13 protein-coding genes are annotated in these 17,084 nt (G+C 54.0%); 11 read left to right on the forward strand and 2 right to left on the reverse strand.

Annotated features, from left to right (window positions below; translation table 11 throughout):
- The first annotated feature begins 186 nt into the window (after window positions 1–186).
- The 3 genes from L6963_RS06000 to L6963_RS06010 are packed head-to-tail and all read left to right on the forward strand — an operon-like array spanning window position 187 to window position 3,789.
- Window positions 187–834, forward strand: coding sequence for an SAF domain-containing protein (locus L6963_RS06000; RefSeq protein ID WP_237207164.1), 648 nt, complete (start codon window positions 187–189; stop codon window positions 832–834).
- Window positions 834–2,216: an AAA family ATPase gene (locus L6963_RS06005; RefSeq protein ID WP_237207163.1), complete on the forward strand. Its 1,383-nt coding sequence runs from the start codon at window positions 834–836 to the stop codon at window positions 2,214–2,216. Before L6963_RS06000 ends, L6963_RS06005 begins: the two co-directional genes overlap by 1 nt.
- A 31-nt stretch (window positions 2,217–2,247) precedes the next feature.
- Window positions 2,248–3,789, forward strand: a complete 1,542-nt coding sequence (locus L6963_RS06010; protein ID WP_272878952.1) for a sensor histidine kinase — start codon at window positions 2,248–2,250, stop codon at window positions 3,787–3,789.
- 82 nt (window positions 3,790–3,871) lie between these two features.
- On the opposite strand, the gene L6963_RS06015 is transcribed toward L6963_RS06010, so the two are convergent.
- On the reverse strand, window positions 3,872–4,120 hold the full coding sequence (locus L6963_RS06015; RefSeq protein ID WP_135013289.1) for a WhiB family transcriptional regulator: 249 nt from the start codon (window positions 4,118–4,120) through the stop codon (window positions 3,872–3,874).
- Between the two features lie 288 nt (window positions 4,121–4,408).
- On the opposite strand from L6963_RS06015, the gene L6963_RS06020 reads away from it, so the two are divergent.
- Entirely contained in the window at window positions 4,409–4,792 is a 384-nt protein-coding gene (locus tag L6963_RS06020; protein WP_237185398.1) for a hypothetical protein, read from the forward strand.
- Here L6963_RS06020 and L6963_RS06025 read toward each other — a convergent pair.
- Window positions 4,758–8,519, reverse strand: a complete 3,762-nt coding sequence (locus L6963_RS06025; RefSeq protein ID WP_237207162.1) for an FtsK/SpoIIIE domain-containing protein — start codon at window positions 8,517–8,519, stop codon at window positions 4,758–4,760. The genes L6963_RS06020 and L6963_RS06025 overlap by 35 nt on opposite strands.
- A 326-nt stretch (window positions 8,520–8,845) precedes the next feature.
- On the opposite strand from L6963_RS06025, the gene glf reads away from it, so the two are divergent.
- The 7 genes from glf (at window position 8,846) to L6963_RS06060 (ending at window position 17,059) form a co-directional block, all read left to right on the forward strand.
- Entirely contained in the window at window positions 8,846–10,033 is a 1,188-nt protein-coding gene (glf, locus tag L6963_RS06030) for a UDP-galactopyranose mutase (protein WP_237207161.1), read from the forward strand.
- A gap of 18 nt (window positions 10,034–10,051) precedes the next feature.
- Window positions 10,052–12,055: a glycosyltransferase gene (locus L6963_RS06035; protein WP_237207160.1), complete on the forward strand. Its 2,004-nt coding sequence runs from the start codon at window positions 10,052–10,054 to the stop codon at window positions 12,053–12,055.
- Window positions 12,052–12,933: an ABC transporter permease gene (locus L6963_RS06040; RefSeq protein ID WP_237207159.1), complete on the forward strand. Its 882-nt coding sequence runs from the start codon at window positions 12,052–12,054 to the stop codon at window positions 12,931–12,933. The genes L6963_RS06035 and L6963_RS06040 overlap by 4 nt, the downstream gene beginning before the upstream one ends.
- A gap of 5 nt (window positions 12,934–12,938) precedes the next feature.
- Window positions 12,939–13,715 carry an ABC transporter ATP-binding protein gene (locus L6963_RS06045; protein ID WP_237207158.1) on the forward strand — a complete coding sequence of 259 codons (777 nt, stop codon included), beginning with the start codon at window positions 12,939–12,941 and terminating at the stop codon, window positions 13,713–13,715.
- A gap of 325 nt (window positions 13,716–14,040) precedes the next feature.
- Window positions 14,041–15,276: a CpaF family protein gene (locus tag L6963_RS06050; protein WP_237207248.1), complete on the forward strand. Its 1,236-nt coding sequence runs from the start codon at window positions 14,041–14,043 to the stop codon at window positions 15,274–15,276.
- Complete coding sequence (locus L6963_RS06055; RefSeq protein WP_237207157.1) at window positions 15,273–16,127, forward strand: type II secretion system F family protein; 855 nt, start codon at window positions 15,273–15,275, stop codon at window positions 16,125–16,127. The genes L6963_RS06050 and L6963_RS06055 overlap by 4 nt, the downstream gene beginning before the upstream one ends.
- A complete protein-coding gene (locus L6963_RS06060; protein ID WP_237207156.1) occupies window positions 16,124–17,059 on the forward strand; it encodes a type II secretion system F family protein in 936 nt (311 codons plus the stop codon). Before L6963_RS06055 ends, L6963_RS06060 begins: the two co-directional genes overlap by 4 nt.
- Window positions 17,060–17,084 lie beyond the last annotated feature (25 nt).

A 17,084-nucleotide genomic window follows, 5' to 3' on the forward strand; every position in this document is an offset into this window, starting at 1 on the left:
TAGGTGGGGGATCCTTTGCTTTAGTTTAGTGCATTTTGAACTACCTTGATAGAAGAAGCAAGGCCTGTGGATAACTTGCTTGATTTTGCGTAACCTTGGTCAAAAATACGTGCAATCTTTGAAATTGATGTTCTGATTAGGGAAACTGCTGTCAACGAGGAAAACTTCCTGACTCAAAGAGGTGTCATGATGGCTCAAGAAAATCTTGCTCCCCGTTTCAGAAAGCCGGGGTTCCGCGACCCTAAGCTGCTGGCGGGCGTCCTAATTATTCTTCTCTCGGTTCTGGGCGTCGTCGGCCTTATCCGAGCTACCAACCAGACTCAGCCCTACTATGTTGCCAGTAAAGATATCGGTATCGGCGAAAAAATTACCACCGATAACGTGACAACTGCCCAGGTCAAGCTAGGTGAATCAGCAGGTCTCTACCTTTCGGCGGAGCAAGTAATCGCTGACGGGTCGGTAGCTACCCGTCCGCTAGCTGCGGGGGAGCTTCTCTCACCCCGGTCGCTGTCCACCGAGGTAAGCGACGGGCGCAGGCTCGTTACCCTGCTACTTGATCAGTACGCGGTAGCCGAATATGCTCCTGGCAATCGGGTAGATATCTGGGTTGCCTACAAAACAGAGGGGGCCAACTCGTACGGTGATCCCGTGGTCATCGCAGAATCAGCCGAGGTGCATTCTGTAACGGCCCAAGAATCTGTGATTGGAGGAACCGGCCGTTCGGCTGTTGAATTGTGGGTAAACCAGGACGTCCTGCCCACAGTCCTCGGTGCCACCAGCAAGGGAGCGGTCATCAGCCTGGTTCCGTCGGCCTACGCACCGGGAGGGAACTAATGCAGGTTCCTATCGTTATTGTTGGTGATGAGGGCGGACGTTTCGTTTCAGCCATTGAGTCTCAACGTGGCCAGGTGAGCGTGGTCAGGCACGTGCACGATATCGGTGAAATGCTGGGACTTGCCCAAAGCGGCCTTGCCCGCGCTGTGCTGATCGTGACCGGGGGAGAAGAACTCACCCTTTCCATGGTTAAATCTCTGCACCACCTTGAGGTGGCAGTGTGTCTTGTCAATGACCAGGGAACCCAGCCACCTATAGAAGGCATCCACCCGATTGATTCTCTAGCCGATACCGCAGAGATCGTTAGCGAGATCGAAAAGGCCGTCGATACCCTGCTGAATTCAGAGCAGACCGGTGAGCAGGCCAACCAGGCTCAGAACGAGGAGCCTGCCCTCTCCGCCCCGGCTCAAAGTCACCCCATAAGGGGTGACGAAAAGCAGGACGCTCCTGCCCCCTCACCTGCGGAAGGGAAGATAGTAGCGGTGTGGGGCCCCTACGGTTCACCGGGACGCACCACCCTGGCCATCAACCTGGCAGCAGCCTACGCAGAAACAGGGTACTCGGTTTGCTTGGTGGACGCAGATACCTACGGGGCGTCCGTGGGAGCTGCTCTAGGCCTTACTGATGACTACTCAAGCCTCGCCCAACTCTGCCACCACGCAGACCGTGGAGGCATAACCCAGCAACAGCTCAAAGAACTTACCCACACCGTCTCGCACCGCTCCCACTACTTCGACATCATCACCGGCATCAACCGACCAGATCGCTGGGTAGAGGTACGCTCAAACGCTCTCGACCTCGTACTCGATACACTGGTTTCAACATACGACCTGGTAGTTATCGATACCTCTTTCTGCCTTGAAGAAGACCCAGCCCTAAGCTTTGACGGTTTGACTCCCCAACGAAACGACGCAACCCTGACCAGCCTGGCGCGAGCTGACCACCTGATAGCTCTTGGCCTAGCAGACCTTGTAGGCGTACCGCGTCTTATCAAAGCCTACGACACCCTTAGCCAGGTACTTGGGCCAGCCTTTGATCAAAGAATCAGCATTGTCTTCAACCGCGTCCGCACCGAGGCCCTAGGCCCATCTGCCCAGGCCGCCCTCGAACACTCCTGGGAGCGATTCGGGCCCAGCCTGCCCATAGCAGCCCAGCTACCAGAAGACAGCCCAAGCGCTGATAAAGCCCGCCTAGCAGGAACAACAATTCTTGAAGCAGCCCCACAAACAGAACTGGCCCGCCAGCTACAGGCGCTCGCCGACACCAGCCGAAATACCCTAGGGATCGGAAAACCTGCCCCATCACTAACGCCCCCTCCGAGCCCGAGCATGGTAGAAAAGAAGAAGCCCTGGGTGCGATTTACCCGCCGCCCCCGCTCCTAACCCACCCCGCCCAGACCACCAGGAGGCCCCCTTGTCACTCACTGAAATCCTTATGCGCACCGGCGCTTACGGGCCGGGCGATATCGAGTGGCTCCACCTGCTCACTAACGAGTGGCAAATCATTGCAGATACCGGCTACTGCGACCTCATGCTCTGGGCGCCTCAAGTCGACACCATCGAGGGCTACTTCTCCCTGTCCCAGCCGCTGCCGGCGTCTGCTGGGTTCATCAACCTCGCCCAGATTCGCCCCTCCACCACCCACACGGTTTTTCACACCGACTGGGTCGGCAAAGAGCTCGACCCAGCCCTCTGCGAGCGGGCGGTTGCAAGCTGGAACAGCCAAACCCCCAAGACCCTCAATGACGAGCACAACCTCACCGATATCGTCCTTGACACCGAGTTCATTCCGCTAATACGCAATGACAGACCCGTAGCCCTCTTGTCGGTCCACCGCGAGAGCCTGGGTACCCGAAAGCGCCAGAAAGCGGAGAGGGTCTACCGCGATGTCTCCCACCATCTTCTACAGATGGTCTCGCGCGGTGCCTGGCCCGAGTTCTCCGCCCCTGTTGGAACGGCCCACGGCAACCCCCGTGTGAGCGACGGCTTGGTCATGCTTGATACGGACGGACGGGTTACCTACGCTTCACCTAATGCTCTGTCTATCTACAAGCGTCTCAACTACGCAGGTGACATGCTCGGTGCGAGCCTACTCGATATCACCCGGGCCCTGCTACCTGCCGGTGAGAAGGCGGACGAAACCCTACCCCTGGTCCTTACCGGGCGCATGCCCTGGCGCGCAGAAATCAAAGCCAACCGCAAAAACGTCACCTTCCGTGCCATCCCCCTGCGCCATTTTTCACGTCTGGGTGAAGAACGCTACGGGGCCCTGCTGCTCTGCCGCGACGTCACCGAGCTGCGTCGCCGAGAGCAAGAAATGATGTCGAAAGACGCTACTATCCGCGAAATCCACCACCGGGTTAAAAATAATCTCCAAACAGTCTCAGCCCTGCTTCGTCTGCAATCGAGACGCATGACCACCCCCGAAGCGAAGGAAGGCCTGGAACAGGCGATGCGCCGTGTCTCCACTATCGCGCTGGTGCACGATGCCCTCTCCCAGGGGCTAACTCAGGATGTAGACTTCGATGACCTCATTAGCCGACAGTTTAGGCTTGCTGCAGAGCTTGCCTCGCCAGGGCAGCACGTTGCCACCCGGATCGAGGGATCTTTCGGGAAGCTACCCAGCCAAATTGCCACCCCTCTTGCCCTCGTTATTAATGAGGTTGTGGCTAACGCGGTAGAACACGGTTTAGCTGGAGAAACCGGTACCGTAACCCTTGGTTGCCAGCATCGCTACTCAGAAGGGCAAGAGCACAGCATTATCGTGACGGTTCAAGATAGCGGCCCCGGAATCAGCGCCGAAAAAATTAGAGAGCTAGAGGGAACTGGCAGCGGAACCGGTCTAGGGACTCAAATTGTTAAAACCCTGGTAGCCAGCGAGCTCAACGGTACTATTCACTGGAGTCTTGCTCCTGAAGGCGGAACACTGGTGACAATTGAAGCTGCCATCGTGTAGCTAAAGGAAAGCCGCATAAAAAGGAGGGGCGAACCGGTACACCGGTTCGCCCCTCCTAAAGAACACTTACATGAAGTTGCTACTATGAGGCCCTGCGGGCTCGGGCAGCACGTCGCTTCATAGCGCGACGCTCGTCTTCACTCATACCGCCCCACACACCAGAATCCTGGCCTGTTTCGATAGCCCACTGCAGGCAGGTATCCATCACAGTGCAGCTGCGGCAGACATTCTTAGCTTCTTCAATCTGAAGAAGGGCGGGCCCGGTGTTTCCTACGGGGAAAAAGAGTTCAGGGTCTTTCTCAAGACAAGCAGCACGGCTACGCCAATCCATTAGCATGCTCTCCTATAGGGTTTACCGGATTAAAGCTGAGGCAAAAGCAGCTCAGCAACTAACAAAAAAATCTGGCCCCTTTCCTAGAAGGAGCCAAACTTGAACCTCAATAACTTTCCCACGATATGGGGCGTCATACAAGGGGGTTGTGAATGAAAATCTGCTTGCAGCCCTGAGGTAAATGTCACAGGCGGGCGCATAAAGGGGTGCCGGGGTGAGAGGTGACACTCCCGGGTGCCTATTCTAGATAGGAGACCCTTTCTTAGTACATAGAGAAATGAGATAAACGTGGCTTCTTCTAGCGTTTCAGCCCTTCCAATTCCCGTGAAAATCTTGGTCGGGCTGAGCCTCCTTCAGGCCCTGTATCTAGTGGTTACTGCTCTCATCGGGACTTTCGCTTCTGCCGATATTGGGGGAGCGTCAGTTATTGCCTCCTTTTATTTCATTATTGCCCTGGCTCTCGCCGTGGGCGCTGTTGCCGTGTGGAAGGCGCAGCGGTTTGGGCAACCTCTCGTGCTTGTTTGGCAACTCTTCGCGGTCATCATCGGCGTTCAAACTACTCTGGGTGGAGATTACCTGGTAGGGCTAGCAACGGTAGGCATAAGCGGAGCTGTCATCCTGCTACTTTTTACCCGCTCTACTCTTGAGCATCTGGCTCCTTCCTCCCGGTAACCTGTTCATCGGGTAAGGCTGCCTGAAAAGCCGTGACAGTTGCGTGATCAATCATGACTCCCCGCCCTGCCGGGAGCTGGCCGTAAGTTTTAAGGTCAAGGGGGAGAGGTACGCCCGGGTAGAAGGACATGTCTGCGGAGCTATGAGGGGTAAGCACGATACCCGTAGAGGTACCGCTGAGGGCAGCAAGAATCGGTGAGCTACTCCACCGCGGCCAGGGAGTATAGGTCACGACAACAGACCCAAACTTTTCTTTCTGGGCCAGTATTGTCTGCTGTATATCGTGGCTGAGCTTATCAAGGTCGTCGATGAGCAGAATGGGGCGGAGTCCCAGGCTCTCGCTCCGTGCAAGAGCTTGACTGATATCTTCTGCTGTGGTGCCGGTATCCGACGAGATAACAATGAAGAAATGCTCAGGATTAGCTTGGACGAGGGTCTTAAGTAGGCTCGTTTTTCCGGATCCCCTCGGGCCGCTGACGCTGATAAATCCACCTCGCAAAGGCGGGGTAAAAGCTACCGAGCCGTCCCTGAGTACTCCGCAGGCGAGCGCGCCGGCGTGGGGCTTGGCTGCTGACGGGAGGGCGCTGACCGGGGAGTGCAAGGGGAGCGGACGCCAGGAAAGCCAGTATCGGTGGGAGCCCCTTAATAGGTGGTTAGGGCCTTGCCGAGCACCGGTCTTTGGGCCAGCTAGCGGAGTGCTGAGCTCTGTCCAAGCAAGTGTGCCTGCCTGTACTTTTCCTTCTGAGGAGTCGTAGATAACCTTTCCTTCTATCGCAAACTGCCCGCTGCCCGGCAGGGTGTAATCCCTAGTGTGGGTACGAAGAGGGTCATTCTCAACAGCTGCTCGAGTCATGAAGGTGTGCTCAAAGATATGCTGGTACTTACCTCGTACACCTGTTACTGAAGTGCAGAAAACCTGAACTGTTGGGTGATCACCCAAGTCGAGAATCTGTTGCAGGTGAGCTTCTGCAGCCGGGTACCGTTGGAGCGTATCTAGCAGTGTTTCTAGCGTATCTATGATGAGGAGCTGGCCCGGTCCTGGGGCTTCTGTGCAGCAGGCTAGAAGGTGCTGAAGATAGTTGGAATCCTGGTAGGTAAAGACGTCAAACTGTTCTGCGTATTCCTTGCCCCAGCTGCGTATCTCTCGTGCGCGCTGTTCTGACGGCGTAAGACATAATACGGCGTACCCTTGAGTGAGAGCTTGAAGGAGGGTTACCCGAAGCGCAGGTATCCACTCGTTGCTGCCTCCCTGTACTAAAATTGGGCCATCTTCCGCCGACCAGATAAAGGGGGCTTGAAACCCTAGTTCTGCTATCTCGTACTGGCCGAGCAATAAGGTAAAGGGGCCAGCAGACTCCGGCAAATCTGTATGGCAAGGAGCTGAGAGTGATGCCGGAATTGGCTGATAGGTCGGTAGCTGATGTGCATTCTGGTAGGCCTGGTAGATAGCCGTATTGGTGGTATCGAGTTCTGCATCGCTCAGAGCCTGGCAATCGGTGGGCTCCTGAGAACCAGGCAAATCGAGCACAAAACGTGCTCGGCATCGTCCTTGGTGCTCTTGCCTGTAAAGTCCCGTGATTAAAGGAGCTTGAAACTCAACCATCTCATTATCTGCACTCCGTAGAAGGCCCCGCCCCGGGAAGCTAGCAGAGATATGAGAAGCTTCTTCCGAGCCTAGAACATTGAAAGATTCCTGGGCAGAACTTACTCTAAGGCACATCACTGTTGAGATATTTGCCCTGATATCGGGAGAAATTGCTCCCTGCGGGCGCTGGGTAGCTAGGACGAGGTGGTAACCCAGCGACCTGCCAATCGTAGCTATCTTCATCATTTCGCTCATAATGTCTGGGTAATCATCGACAAGCATGCGAAACTCATCGATGCAGATAATTAGCTCCGGAAAATCAGGCGCTGTGCGGGCGTTTCTGCAGAGGTCGATATAATCGTCATAGGAACTGACGCCCAACTGCTTCCAGACCTGTTTGCGGTGGGTAAGGTCTGCCCGCAAGAACTTCATAGTGCGCATTAGCTGAGACGCGTCAAGGTCAGAGATGAGCGAAACACAATGGGGTAGAGACGCTAGAGGGCCTAAACCAGCACCACCTTTGAAATCTATGAGGACGAAGGAAAGACGCTGAGGCGGGTAGCTGAGGGCTGCAGACCATAGCAGGGAACGAAGAAGCTGGGACTTACCTGAACCTGTAGTCCCTGCACAGAGAAAATGCGGGCCATGATGCACAAGGCCGAGTTTTAGGTCATCGTTACTTTCACAGGCTAGCCCCGCATACAGAAAGATCTCTTCTGCCCATAGATTCCCCGGCTGGTTACCCTCCGGCAGCTCAGGGAGAGCATAAGCAGGTAGTTGAGAAGTATTCGTTGCTGCAACGCTAACTCTCTGGAGAAGAGAGGATGTAGTGACTCTTCCCCAACTCGCCAGGAGAGCACAGTAACGCTCTTCGCTGATTCCGTCTAAAACGACGTCATGCCAGCTCGTTGACTGAGAAAAGAGCTCTGCAGGCTCTTTATGAAGCCCTTTGTTGGCTAAGGGAAAGGGGAGAAGCTGTGGAGGTAAGGACGGCGGCAGATAGGAGCACACCAAAAAACCTGTTTCTAAACTACTGAGCTCTGCAAGAGACACCGTGCACACGTTTGCTGCTGCAAGAAGCGGGTCAATGAGACGCAAAAACCAAGTAGCCTCCTGCTCCTGAACAAGAAGGTAGACCGGCTGATTCTGAGCCAAGAGCTGGCAGAGGGCTAAACGCTGGGTCGAAAGAGGAAGCCCAGAGACTAGGGGCGCAAGTTCTTCTACGCTTATGACATAAGGGGCTCCCTGGACTTCAGGGAGGCTCCCTAGCTCACGTTGCTTGCCTCTAATTCGTACTGGCCGGGTGCCGCGTCCTATCACGATGCCTGTATCAGCATCAACCTGGTCAGCCCCGCGGTAGCGGGCTATAGCGTCCTCTTCCTCCCGAGCAAGCTGCGTTATCTGACGGCGCACAGAGGATCTTTCGCGCCCCTGAGAAAAAGCGTGAAGTCCCATTAAGAGTGAGGACCCACAGGCCATGAGAAGAACAAGCCACAGCTGGGTCAACCAGGCAATCAGAAGGCCCACAATGAGAGGTAGAACCATCGTTGCTACCAGTAGCAGCTTGGACTTAGGGGCGGGAGCATCAATGTCTTGAACTACCGGGTCACGAAAGAGGGGAGCGCGGTACTCATACTGGTCAAGCACAAGGACGCTCCCACCCAGAATAAATTTTTCCCCTACCTCAAGTTTGCGGTGGGAGCCCTCATCCGAGAAATACACACCGCTAGCCGTCACCTCTAGGAAGCCCTCAATCGGTGCAAGCGCTGGGTCGTCGATTGTGAGCAGGGAGGCCTGCCTACCAATTTCCCAGCTACCTCGAGACAGCGGAAACTGAGAATGAGAATCTGGCCCGTGCACCACACGTAAGGTAAACAGGGCCTTCTCATCTGGGAACGGGAGAACGGTTGCATGGGGTGCAAGGGGCAGCACCGTGAGCTGGGCACCACTAGTCCAGGGCGGCTGGCCGGGAGTAAGCTCCCTGATATCTTGCCCCTGAACACCCCAACTGAAATTATCGCTACCCCACACATTAGAGAGTTCTCGGTGGATATCTACCCCAGTTGTGCCGGGTGAATAATCAAACTCCACTGTCCGGTAAGATCCCGCCGGTGGCTGCTGGACGCGCACTAAAAGCTTCATAAAGCTACCTAAGTTCTGGAGACCTGCCATTGCAAGGGCACAAAACGGAAAAACAAACTCTCACCATTGTTTTTCTGTCTTTCCGCGAAAAAAGTTGAGGTTCCTCTGCACACAGCACTAGCACAGGGGAAGACCGGGGAATAATCACACGATCTTTACAGCCTGTTAGCGGGTAGTAGCCGACTATATCCGGTACTTTTGTTATTAACTGTGTTTACCTTGCGCGCAAGGAACACGCCGAAGTTAAGCTTCTACGCTGTAGTAGCAGAGCACGGTTGCCAGACTCCCCACGATAGCTGTGCAACCCCTAACAAGGAGTAAGTTAAGTGAACGCTGATCTCGTAGTCGTAGGCTCTGGCCTCTTTGGCCTCACCATTGCAGAGCAAGCTGCTACCCAGCTTGGCCTCAAGGTAGCCCTGCTCGACCGCCGTCATCACATCGGCGGTAACGCATACAGCGAAAACGAAGAGAAGACAGGAATCGAAGTTCACCGCTACGGCGCCCACCTCTTCCACACCTCTAACGAACGCGTCTGGGAATACGTCAACCGCTTCACCGGCTTCACCAACTACACCCACCGCGTTTACACCAACCACAACGGTATCGTGTACCCCATGCCCATCAACCTGGGCACTATCAACCAGTTCTTCAACGCCGCCTACTCACCGGCAGAAGCCAAGGCCCTGATCCAGGAGCAGGCCGGTGAACTCGCAGGAACCGACCCCAAGAACCTGAACGATAAGGGGATCTCTCTCATCGGGCGTCCGCTCTACGAAGCCTTCATCAAGCACTACACCGCAAAGCAGTGGCAGACCGACCCCGCTGACCTGCCCGCGTCCATCATTTCCCGCCTGCCCGTGCGCTACAACTACGACAACCGCTACTTCAACGACAAGTACGAAGGCCTGCCCGTCGACGGCTACACTGCCTGGCTTGAGCGCATGGCAGCCCACCCCAACATCGAAGTTCACCTCAACACCGACTTCTTCGAAGAAGGCCACGAGTACTCACGTTCCAAGGTTCTCGGCCAGGTCCCCGTTGTCTACACCGGCCCCGTAGACCGCTACTTCGACTACGCCGAAGGTGACCTCTCCTGGCGTACCATCGACCTCGAAGAAGAAGTCCTTGACATCGAAGACTTCCAGGGTTGCTCCGTCATGAACTACCCCGACGCAACCCACCCCTTCACCCGCATCCACGAGTTCCGCCACTTCCACCCCGAGCGTGACTACACCAAGGACGCTACCGTCATTCACCGCGAATACTCACGCTTCGCAGAAAAGGGCGACGAACCTTACTACCCCATCAACACTAGCGCTGACCGCGAAATGCTCCTCAAGTACCGCGAACTCGCTGGCGGAGAGCAGAACGTGCTCTTCGGCGGACGCCTGGGCACCTACAAGTACCTTGACATGCACATGGCTATCGGTGCTGCACTCTCCATGTTCGACAACAAGCTCCGCCCCCACTTCGAAAAGGGCGAAAAGCTGGTATCTGGCGGAATCGAGGCCTAAAGAATGAGCGTGAAAAATATGACTGATATGAAAACACTTCAGCGGGTAATCCTCCCCGAAGCAGTCCAAACCGACGTCATACCTCTGTACATCGACAGCGGTAGCGCAACCGGCGTGCAACTTCCCACTCGTCTGGATGGAGACGCGGCCAAAACCATCGAGAAGGCGGCCGCCCAGCAGGAGCTAAAAAACGAAAACGCAGCAGGACCTGTAGCTACCACTTCTGATGTTCTAGGTCGTCGTTCAACCCACCTAGCAGCAGGTAAAACTGTTTCATTTGGAACCTACTTCAATGCTTTCCCCGCTTCGTACTGGAGACGGTGGACTGATTTGAAATCAGTGACCCTGAGAATCACCACTGAAGGTGCGGGCATGGTCGTGGTTTATAAATCGAATGCCCGTGGCGTAATTCAACGTGTTGATGCCAAAGTACTTGAAGGCGCAGAAACAGTAACTTTCGACCTGACGCTAGCTCCTTTTGGAGATGGCGGCTGGTACTGGTTTGACCTTACTGCTACCAAGAGCGACCTCACCCTGGTTGAAGCGGACTGGCTTGGTGATATTCAGCCACGCCTGGGAGAGGCTGGCGGTAAAGCTACTGTACAGATTACAACTATGAATAAGGTACAGTACTGCATCGACAACATTCGTTCTCTGGGCAATAACCTTGATGCTCTCGAGACTGTTAAAGAGATTCTGATTGTTGACCAAGGTACCGAGAAGGTGCAGGACCACCCGGACTTTGAAGAAGTAGTTGCTCCTCTTGCGGGTAAGTTCCGCATCATTAATCAGGCAAACTTGGGCGGTTCTGGTGGCTTCGCTCGCGGCATGTTTGAGTCAGTAAACAATGGTTCAGATTACGTCATGCTGCTGGACGACGACGTCGTCGTTGAACCCGAGTCGATTCTGCGTCTCATCACTTTTGCTGATTACTGTAAGAACCCCACTATCGTCGGTGGTCATATGTTTGATATGTACGACCGTTCGGTTCTGCACGCCTTCGGCGAAGTTGTAAACCCCTGGCGTACCTTTTACGATAAACCGCACGAAGACATGTCGCTTGGTCACGACCTCGGTAGAAATAACCTGCGTAGCACCCACTGGATGCACCGTCGAGTAGACGTTGACTATAACGGCTGGTGGATGTGCCTTATCCCGACCGAAGTTATCAATAAGATTGGGCTATCCCTTCCCCTGTTCCTGAAGTGGGATGACGCTGAGTACGGTCTTCGCGCTAAGGAAGCAGGAATCGCGACTGTATCGTTCCCAGGCGCAGCTTTGTGGCACGTATCGTGGCAGGATAAGGACGACTCCGTCGGCTGGCAGGCTTACTTCCACGAACGTAATCGACTCATCACGGCTTTAATTCATTCTCCCTTTGAAAAGGGCGGATCAGTTTTACGCGAGTCGCTCTTCTTAGATGTTAAGCATGCTCTCTCCATGCAGTACTACACCGAAGAAGGCCGTCTCATGGCTATCGAGGACCTGCTGTCTGGCCCTACGCACCTGCACCCTTCGCTCAGTGAGCGCTTACCCATAATCCGCGGTAAGGTGAAGGATTTCAAGGACGCCCAGCTCAAGTCGAACCTCGATGACTACCCGCAGCCTAAGACAACTAAACCTCCGTTCAAGGGGCGCCGTAACTTTAGTTCGCCTGGCTACCAGAAACTGATTCCTTGGACTATTTCTACCGTGGGACGTCAGCTCTTTAAGCCTGTTGATGATCTGGCAAAAACAAATCCTCAGATTCAGCTGAACTACTCAGAAAATCGTTGGTGGACTGTTTCCAAGTTCGATTCGCTTCTTGTCACTAACGCAGAAGGCACCGGTGTCTTCTGGTATCAGCGTGATCCCAAAAAGCTGCGCGAAAATTTGGCTCGTGCTTCAAAACTGCATGCACAGCTCTTTAAAAACTGGGCTGATTTGCGAAACCAGTACCGCTCTGCTGCTGCTGAAGTAGCATCCTATGATGCCTGGGCTAAAACCTTCCAGAAGCATACGGAGTCTGAGCTGACCCGATGAATAAACAAGTAACTCACCCTCTTTCCCCTCCTGGTCGCGGTAGGGGGCTCCGTGATGTCTTTCAAAATCGTTACCTTCTAAGGCTACTTGTCGATAAAGAAATTCAGGTTCGCTACCGCGGATCTGTCTTGGGTATCCTCTGGTCGTACATCAAGCCGGGGGTACAGTTTGGCGTCTTCTATATTGCGATGGGATTATTCCTAGGCCTTGAAAGAGGCATGCAGAACTACGCTATCTATCTGTTCTCTGGAATGATCGTTATTAACTTCTTCTCTGAAGGGTTCAGTAACGGTGCCAAGGCAATGGTCGTGAATGGGGCACTTATTAAGAAGATTTATCTTCCGAGAGAACTCTTTTCAGTCTCTACGATCTGGGTAGCTTTAATTCACTTTGTGCCCCAGATTGTGGTGCTGCTGATAGCTTGTTTTTTTGCTGGGTGGAGTCCTGATCTGAAGCAATTAGGTGCTGCGGTTGTTGCCATGATGATCATTATGGTTTTCTCAGCAGGACTAGGCCTCATTTTCGGCGTAGCCAATGTGTTCTTCCGGGACTCGGAAAACATTGTGGATATGCTCTTGATGGTTGCCACATGGTTCTCACCCGTGCTGTATTCGTGGACTATGGTGCGAGATACTCTGTACTCGTGGGTTATCACTGTTTATCTGATGAACCCTCTTACCGTTGCTGTTGAGCTCTTCCACTATGCTTTCTGGATGCCTACCCTGTCTGAAGAGGCTTTGGCTCTACCTACCTCGCAGATTCCTCCGCATCTTCTTACCCTGTGGGTACCTGTTGCCCTGGGTGTTTCTCTCGTGACCCTGTTCCTCGGTGACTTACTCTTCCGTAAGCTAGAGGGCAATTTCGCCCAGGAGCTCTGATTTACGTGGATATCAAGAAGTTTGATTTACCACCCGTGGCAGATAATGCTCCTGTGGTTATCAAGGTTGAGTCTCTAGTGAAGCGCTTTGTGCTGCGCCATACTCGGTCGATGAAGGAGGCCTTTGTCTGGCTGATGAAGGGCCGTAAGGGAGATCTGAACGAGAAGTTCAATGCTCTTAACGGGGTTTCCCTGGACATCCGCGAAGGCGAGCGCGTTGCCCTGCTGGGGTATAACGGCTCAGGCAAGTCCACCCTGCTGAAGCTGATTTCGGGTGTGATGCACCCGGATGAAGGTAAGGTGCTGACCGGCGGACGCATCGCGGGGCTCATTGAGGTTGGAGCAGGCTTTCACCCCGATTTGACCGGGCGTGACAATGTGTACCTGAACGCTGCCATCCTTGGGATGAGTAAGGAACAGATTGAAGCAAAGTTTGATGAAATTGTTGAATTCTCCGAAATCGGCAACTTTATCGATACCGAGGTTAAGTTCTATTCGTCGGGTATGTACCTACGACTGGCTTTTGCCGTGGCTGTGCACACCGACCCGGAGATCTTCTTGGTGGATGAAATTCTGGCTGTGGGTGATGAGCCCTTCCAGAAGAAATGCATTGCTAAGATTCGAGATCTGAGCGCTGAAGGGAAAACCCTGGTTGTGGTTAGCCATGACCTTGATTTAGTGGCGAAGATTTGTGAACGCGGAGTGGTCCTGGACCATGGTTCTAAGCAGTTCGATGGTCCTATCGACGAAGCGATTGAATTCATGAGGGCAAAATCCCACTAGGGGAGCCTTCCCCAAAAATACCCACAAGCTAGATAGCTTGTGGGTATTTTTGTGCGTTGTTACTAGTCAGTAACTAGTTGTGTGTCAAAACATTACGATTTTGAGGGGGTGAACTGAAGGTCTGTGGATAAAAAGTTGACCTCGGGGTATAAGACCTTGTCAGGCAGGGGTTTGTGTGAAAGAGATGGGTGGGGTGACGGTGATTGTGCCTGGGTTATCCACAGGATGCGTTGAGTATGGTTGATTGTTTTGCCTAATCATCTGTATCTTGTTTGGTAATTCAACGACCAGTCGCAACGGAGCGTAAGGGGGACAGATGCCTGAGATGCAAGCGGAGGCTTTAATTGAGGCGGACGTTCGTGATTTGATTCGCCGAAGCAGTATTGACCCGCTCGTACAGCAGGGGGAAGCCAAAGAACTGATTCAGCAGGCAATCGCGGACTATGAACGTCAGATGCTGCGTGGAGCCGTTCCACGGCTTGAGAATGCTGATGCCCTGATCAGCTCTCTATTCGATAAGGTGTGCGGTTTCGGTGAGATTCAGCAGTATCTGGATGATAGCTCTGTTGAAGAAATCTGGATCAATGCGCCGGACGAGATTTTTGTGGCTCGCGCTGGGGAATCTGAACTAACCGGGTTGACCCTCAGCGAAGAACAAATTCGTGCTCTGGTAGAGCGTATGCTCAAGACTTCGGGGCGGCGCCTTGATTTGAGTACGCCTTTTGTCGATAGTTCCTTGCCTGATGGTTCTAGGCTTCACGTCGCTATACCGGATGTTACCCGCCGTCACTGGGCTATCAATATCCGCAAGTTTATCGCTAGAGCTACTAGGCTCAGTGACCTGGTGAAGCTAGGTTCCCTGAGTGCGGATGCTGCAAAGTTTTTAGATGCAGCCGTGGCCAGCGGGTTAAATTGCCTGGTCTCTGGTGCTACTCAGGCTGGCAAAACAACTATGTTGAACTGTCTATCGGCATCGATCGGGATGAGAGAACGCGTTATCACCTGCGAGGAGATCTTTGAGTTGAAAATTCCGCTTCGTGATGTAGTGAATTTGCAGTGTCGTCAGCCGAACCTAGAGGGCCACGGCGAGATTCCCCTTCGACGTTTGGTGAAAGAAGCCTTACGAATGCGCCCGGACCGTTTAATCATCGGTGAGGTACGTGAGGCTGAATCCCTCGATATGCTCATTGCGCTCAATTCCGGGCTCCCGGGGCTCTGCACTATCCACGCTAACTCTGCCCGCGATGCAGTTACTAAGATGTGTACCCTTCCCCTCTTGGCGGGCGATAACATTTCAAGTTCGTTTGTTGTTCCCACGGTAGCTTCTTGCTTTGACCTGGTAGTTCACTGTGATCGTAATCTGCGCGGTAAACGGCAGGTGCGAGAAATCCTCGCTGTCGGCAACCGAGTCGAAAACGGGGTGATTGAAACCAGTACCCTATTTAGGCGAGAGGGAGACCAACTAGTATGTGTGGCCTCAGAAGTGCCATCACCCGAGAAATTCATTCGCGCTGGCTTCGCCCCCGAGACCCTTCTCAACTGTGATGGGGCGCTGGCATGAGTGCTTTATTCGGGCTGATGTTCGGTATTGGTGCCCTCTTAATCTATATATCCTTTTGGGAGCTCCCCGCCAGGGAGAAAAAAGAACGAAAGGTTCCGGCGATACAACAGTTGCTGCGCCAGGCAGACCTAGAAAAGTTCACGGTATCTATGTTTTATATGGTTTCCGCTGTAGCTGCTCTTGTTGCAATGGTGCTGACCTTCGCGTTGACCTCACTCGTTCCTCTGGCTGTACTCGCTGCGGGTGTTGGGTTCTTTGGCCCCCGCCTGGTGGTCAAACACCGGGCTACTCAGCGGCAGGCTCAGCTGCGGGATTTATGGCCCGATGCGGTGGACCACCTGCGGTCAGCAATCCGTGCAGGGTTGTCGCTTCCGGACGCCCTCATGCAGCTTCAGTACCGGGGGCCTGAGCCCCTGCGTCCGGCTTTTTCTAGCTTTGCTTCAGATTACCGTGCTAGCGGTGAGTTCCTTCCAGCCCTCAACCGTCTCAAGGACCGTTTGAGCGACCCCACCGCTGACAACATCATTGAAGCTCTCAAAGTCACTCGTGAGGTAGGCGGAACTGATTTAGGTCGCCTGTTGGGCACATTAAGTACTTTCTTGCGTGAAAACAGCAGAACGCGATCTGAACTTGAGGCTAGACAGTCATGGACGGTCAATGCCGCCCGTCTTGCCTGTGTTGCCCCCTGGGTGGTCTTGGGCCTTATGGCTACCCAGCCGAGCACTATCAGAATTTACAACAGCTTTGCAGGTTTTGTGGTGCTCGCAAGCGGCCTAGCTCTGACCGTTATTGCATACAGGCTGATGATGCGTATCGGGGTCCTACCAGAAGAGAAGAGGGTACTGGCATGAACTTTTCCCTTCTCCTCGGCCTTTTCCTAGCGGCAGGAATCTGGCTGGTGCTTTCGAGTATCTGGACCCAGCGCCGCGAGAGCTTTGCTGACCGTATAGCGCCCCAGCTTCGTGCCGCGGAGCTGAAGAAGAACCGCCCAGATACGCCGTATAGCACGCTGCCTGAGGGGGTGTACGGCGCAAGTGCGGCCCTTCTCGCCCCCTGGGTCGAAAAAGTTTACCGTGGGTTGGGTAGGTCTAGCTTTGATACGGTATCACTTGAAAAACGCCTTACCCAGTTAGGCGGGCATCTGACGGTTGTTGAGTATCGGGTACAACAGGTTTTGTGGAGTCTCGTGGCTACAGCGTCCTGTATCTGTCTGGTAGCTGTGGGACTTGCCCAGGGAAAAGTAAACCTTGTGCCCGGAATCCTCCTGATTGTATTAGGCGCCTGTGCCGGGTTCCTTGCTCGTGACTATTGGCTGTCTCAGCAGATTGCAAAACGAGAGAAAGCCATGCTGGCTGAATTTCCTGCCCTGGCAGAGCTCATGGCCCTGTCCGTTACTGCGGGCGAATCAGCCATCGGTTCGCTTGAACGAGTAGTGCGTAGCTCGCAGGGCGAGCTTTCTCGTGAATTTCAGACCATCCTTGCGATGACGCGCTCCGGCGAATCGCTGGTCTTTGCGTTGCAAAGCTTCTCACAACGGACGTCGGTGGCAGCCCTATCTCGTTTTGTAGACGGTCTGGTTGTAGCTATCGAGCGCGGCACACCTCTGGCAGATGTTCTGCGAGCCCAGGCACAAGATGTGCGTGACAACGCCAAACGAGAACTGATGGAGACGGCCGGAAAGAAAGAAATCGGAATGATGGCCCCCGTCGTCTTTCTGATTCTTCCCCTTACCGTACTTTTTGCGATGTTCCCAGGTCTTTCTCTTCTAAACCTCAATTTTTAATCCCGCCCGCTTGCGGGCAGTCCAT

It is taken from the genome of Rothia nasimurium, from assembly GCF_928392795.1.
Classification (GTDB): Bacteria; Actinomycetota; Actinomycetes; order Actinomycetales; family Micrococcaceae; genus Rothia; species Rothia nasimurium_F.

Coding starts and splice junctions, on each gene's coding strand:
- L6963_RS06000 (WP_237207164.1), top strand. CDS start 187: ATGATGGCTCAAGAAAATCTTGCTCCCCGTTTCAGAAAGCCGGGGTTC.
- L6963_RS06005 (WP_237207163.1), top strand. CDS start 834: ATGCAGGTTCCTATCGTTATTGTTGGTGATGAGGGCGGACGTTTCGTT.
- L6963_RS06015 (WP_135013289.1), bottom strand. CDS start 4,120: ATGGATTGGCGTAGCCGTGCTGCTTGTCTTGAGAAAGACCCTGAACTC.
- L6963_RS06025 (WP_237207162.1), bottom strand. CDS start 8,519: ATGAAGCTTTTAGTGCGCGTCCAGCAGCCACCGGCGGGATCTTACCGG.
- L6963_RS06035 (WP_237207160.1), top strand. CDS start 10,052: ATGACTGATATGAAAACACTTCAGCGGGTAATCCTCCCCGAAGCAGTC.
- L6963_RS06040 (WP_237207159.1), top strand. CDS start 12,052: ATGAATAAACAAGTAACTCACCCTCTTTCCCCTCCTGGTCGCGGTAGG.
- L6963_RS06050 (WP_237207248.1), top strand. CDS start 14,041: ATGCAAGCGGAGGCTTTAATTGAGGCGGACGTTCGTGATTTGATTCGC.
- L6963_RS06055 (WP_237207157.1), top strand. CDS start 15,273: ATGAGTGCTTTATTCGGGCTGATGTTCGGTATTGGTGCCCTCTTAATC.
- L6963_RS06060 (WP_237207156.1), top strand. CDS start 16,124: ATGAACTTTTCCCTTCTCCTCGGCCTTTTCCTAGCGGCAGGAATCTGG.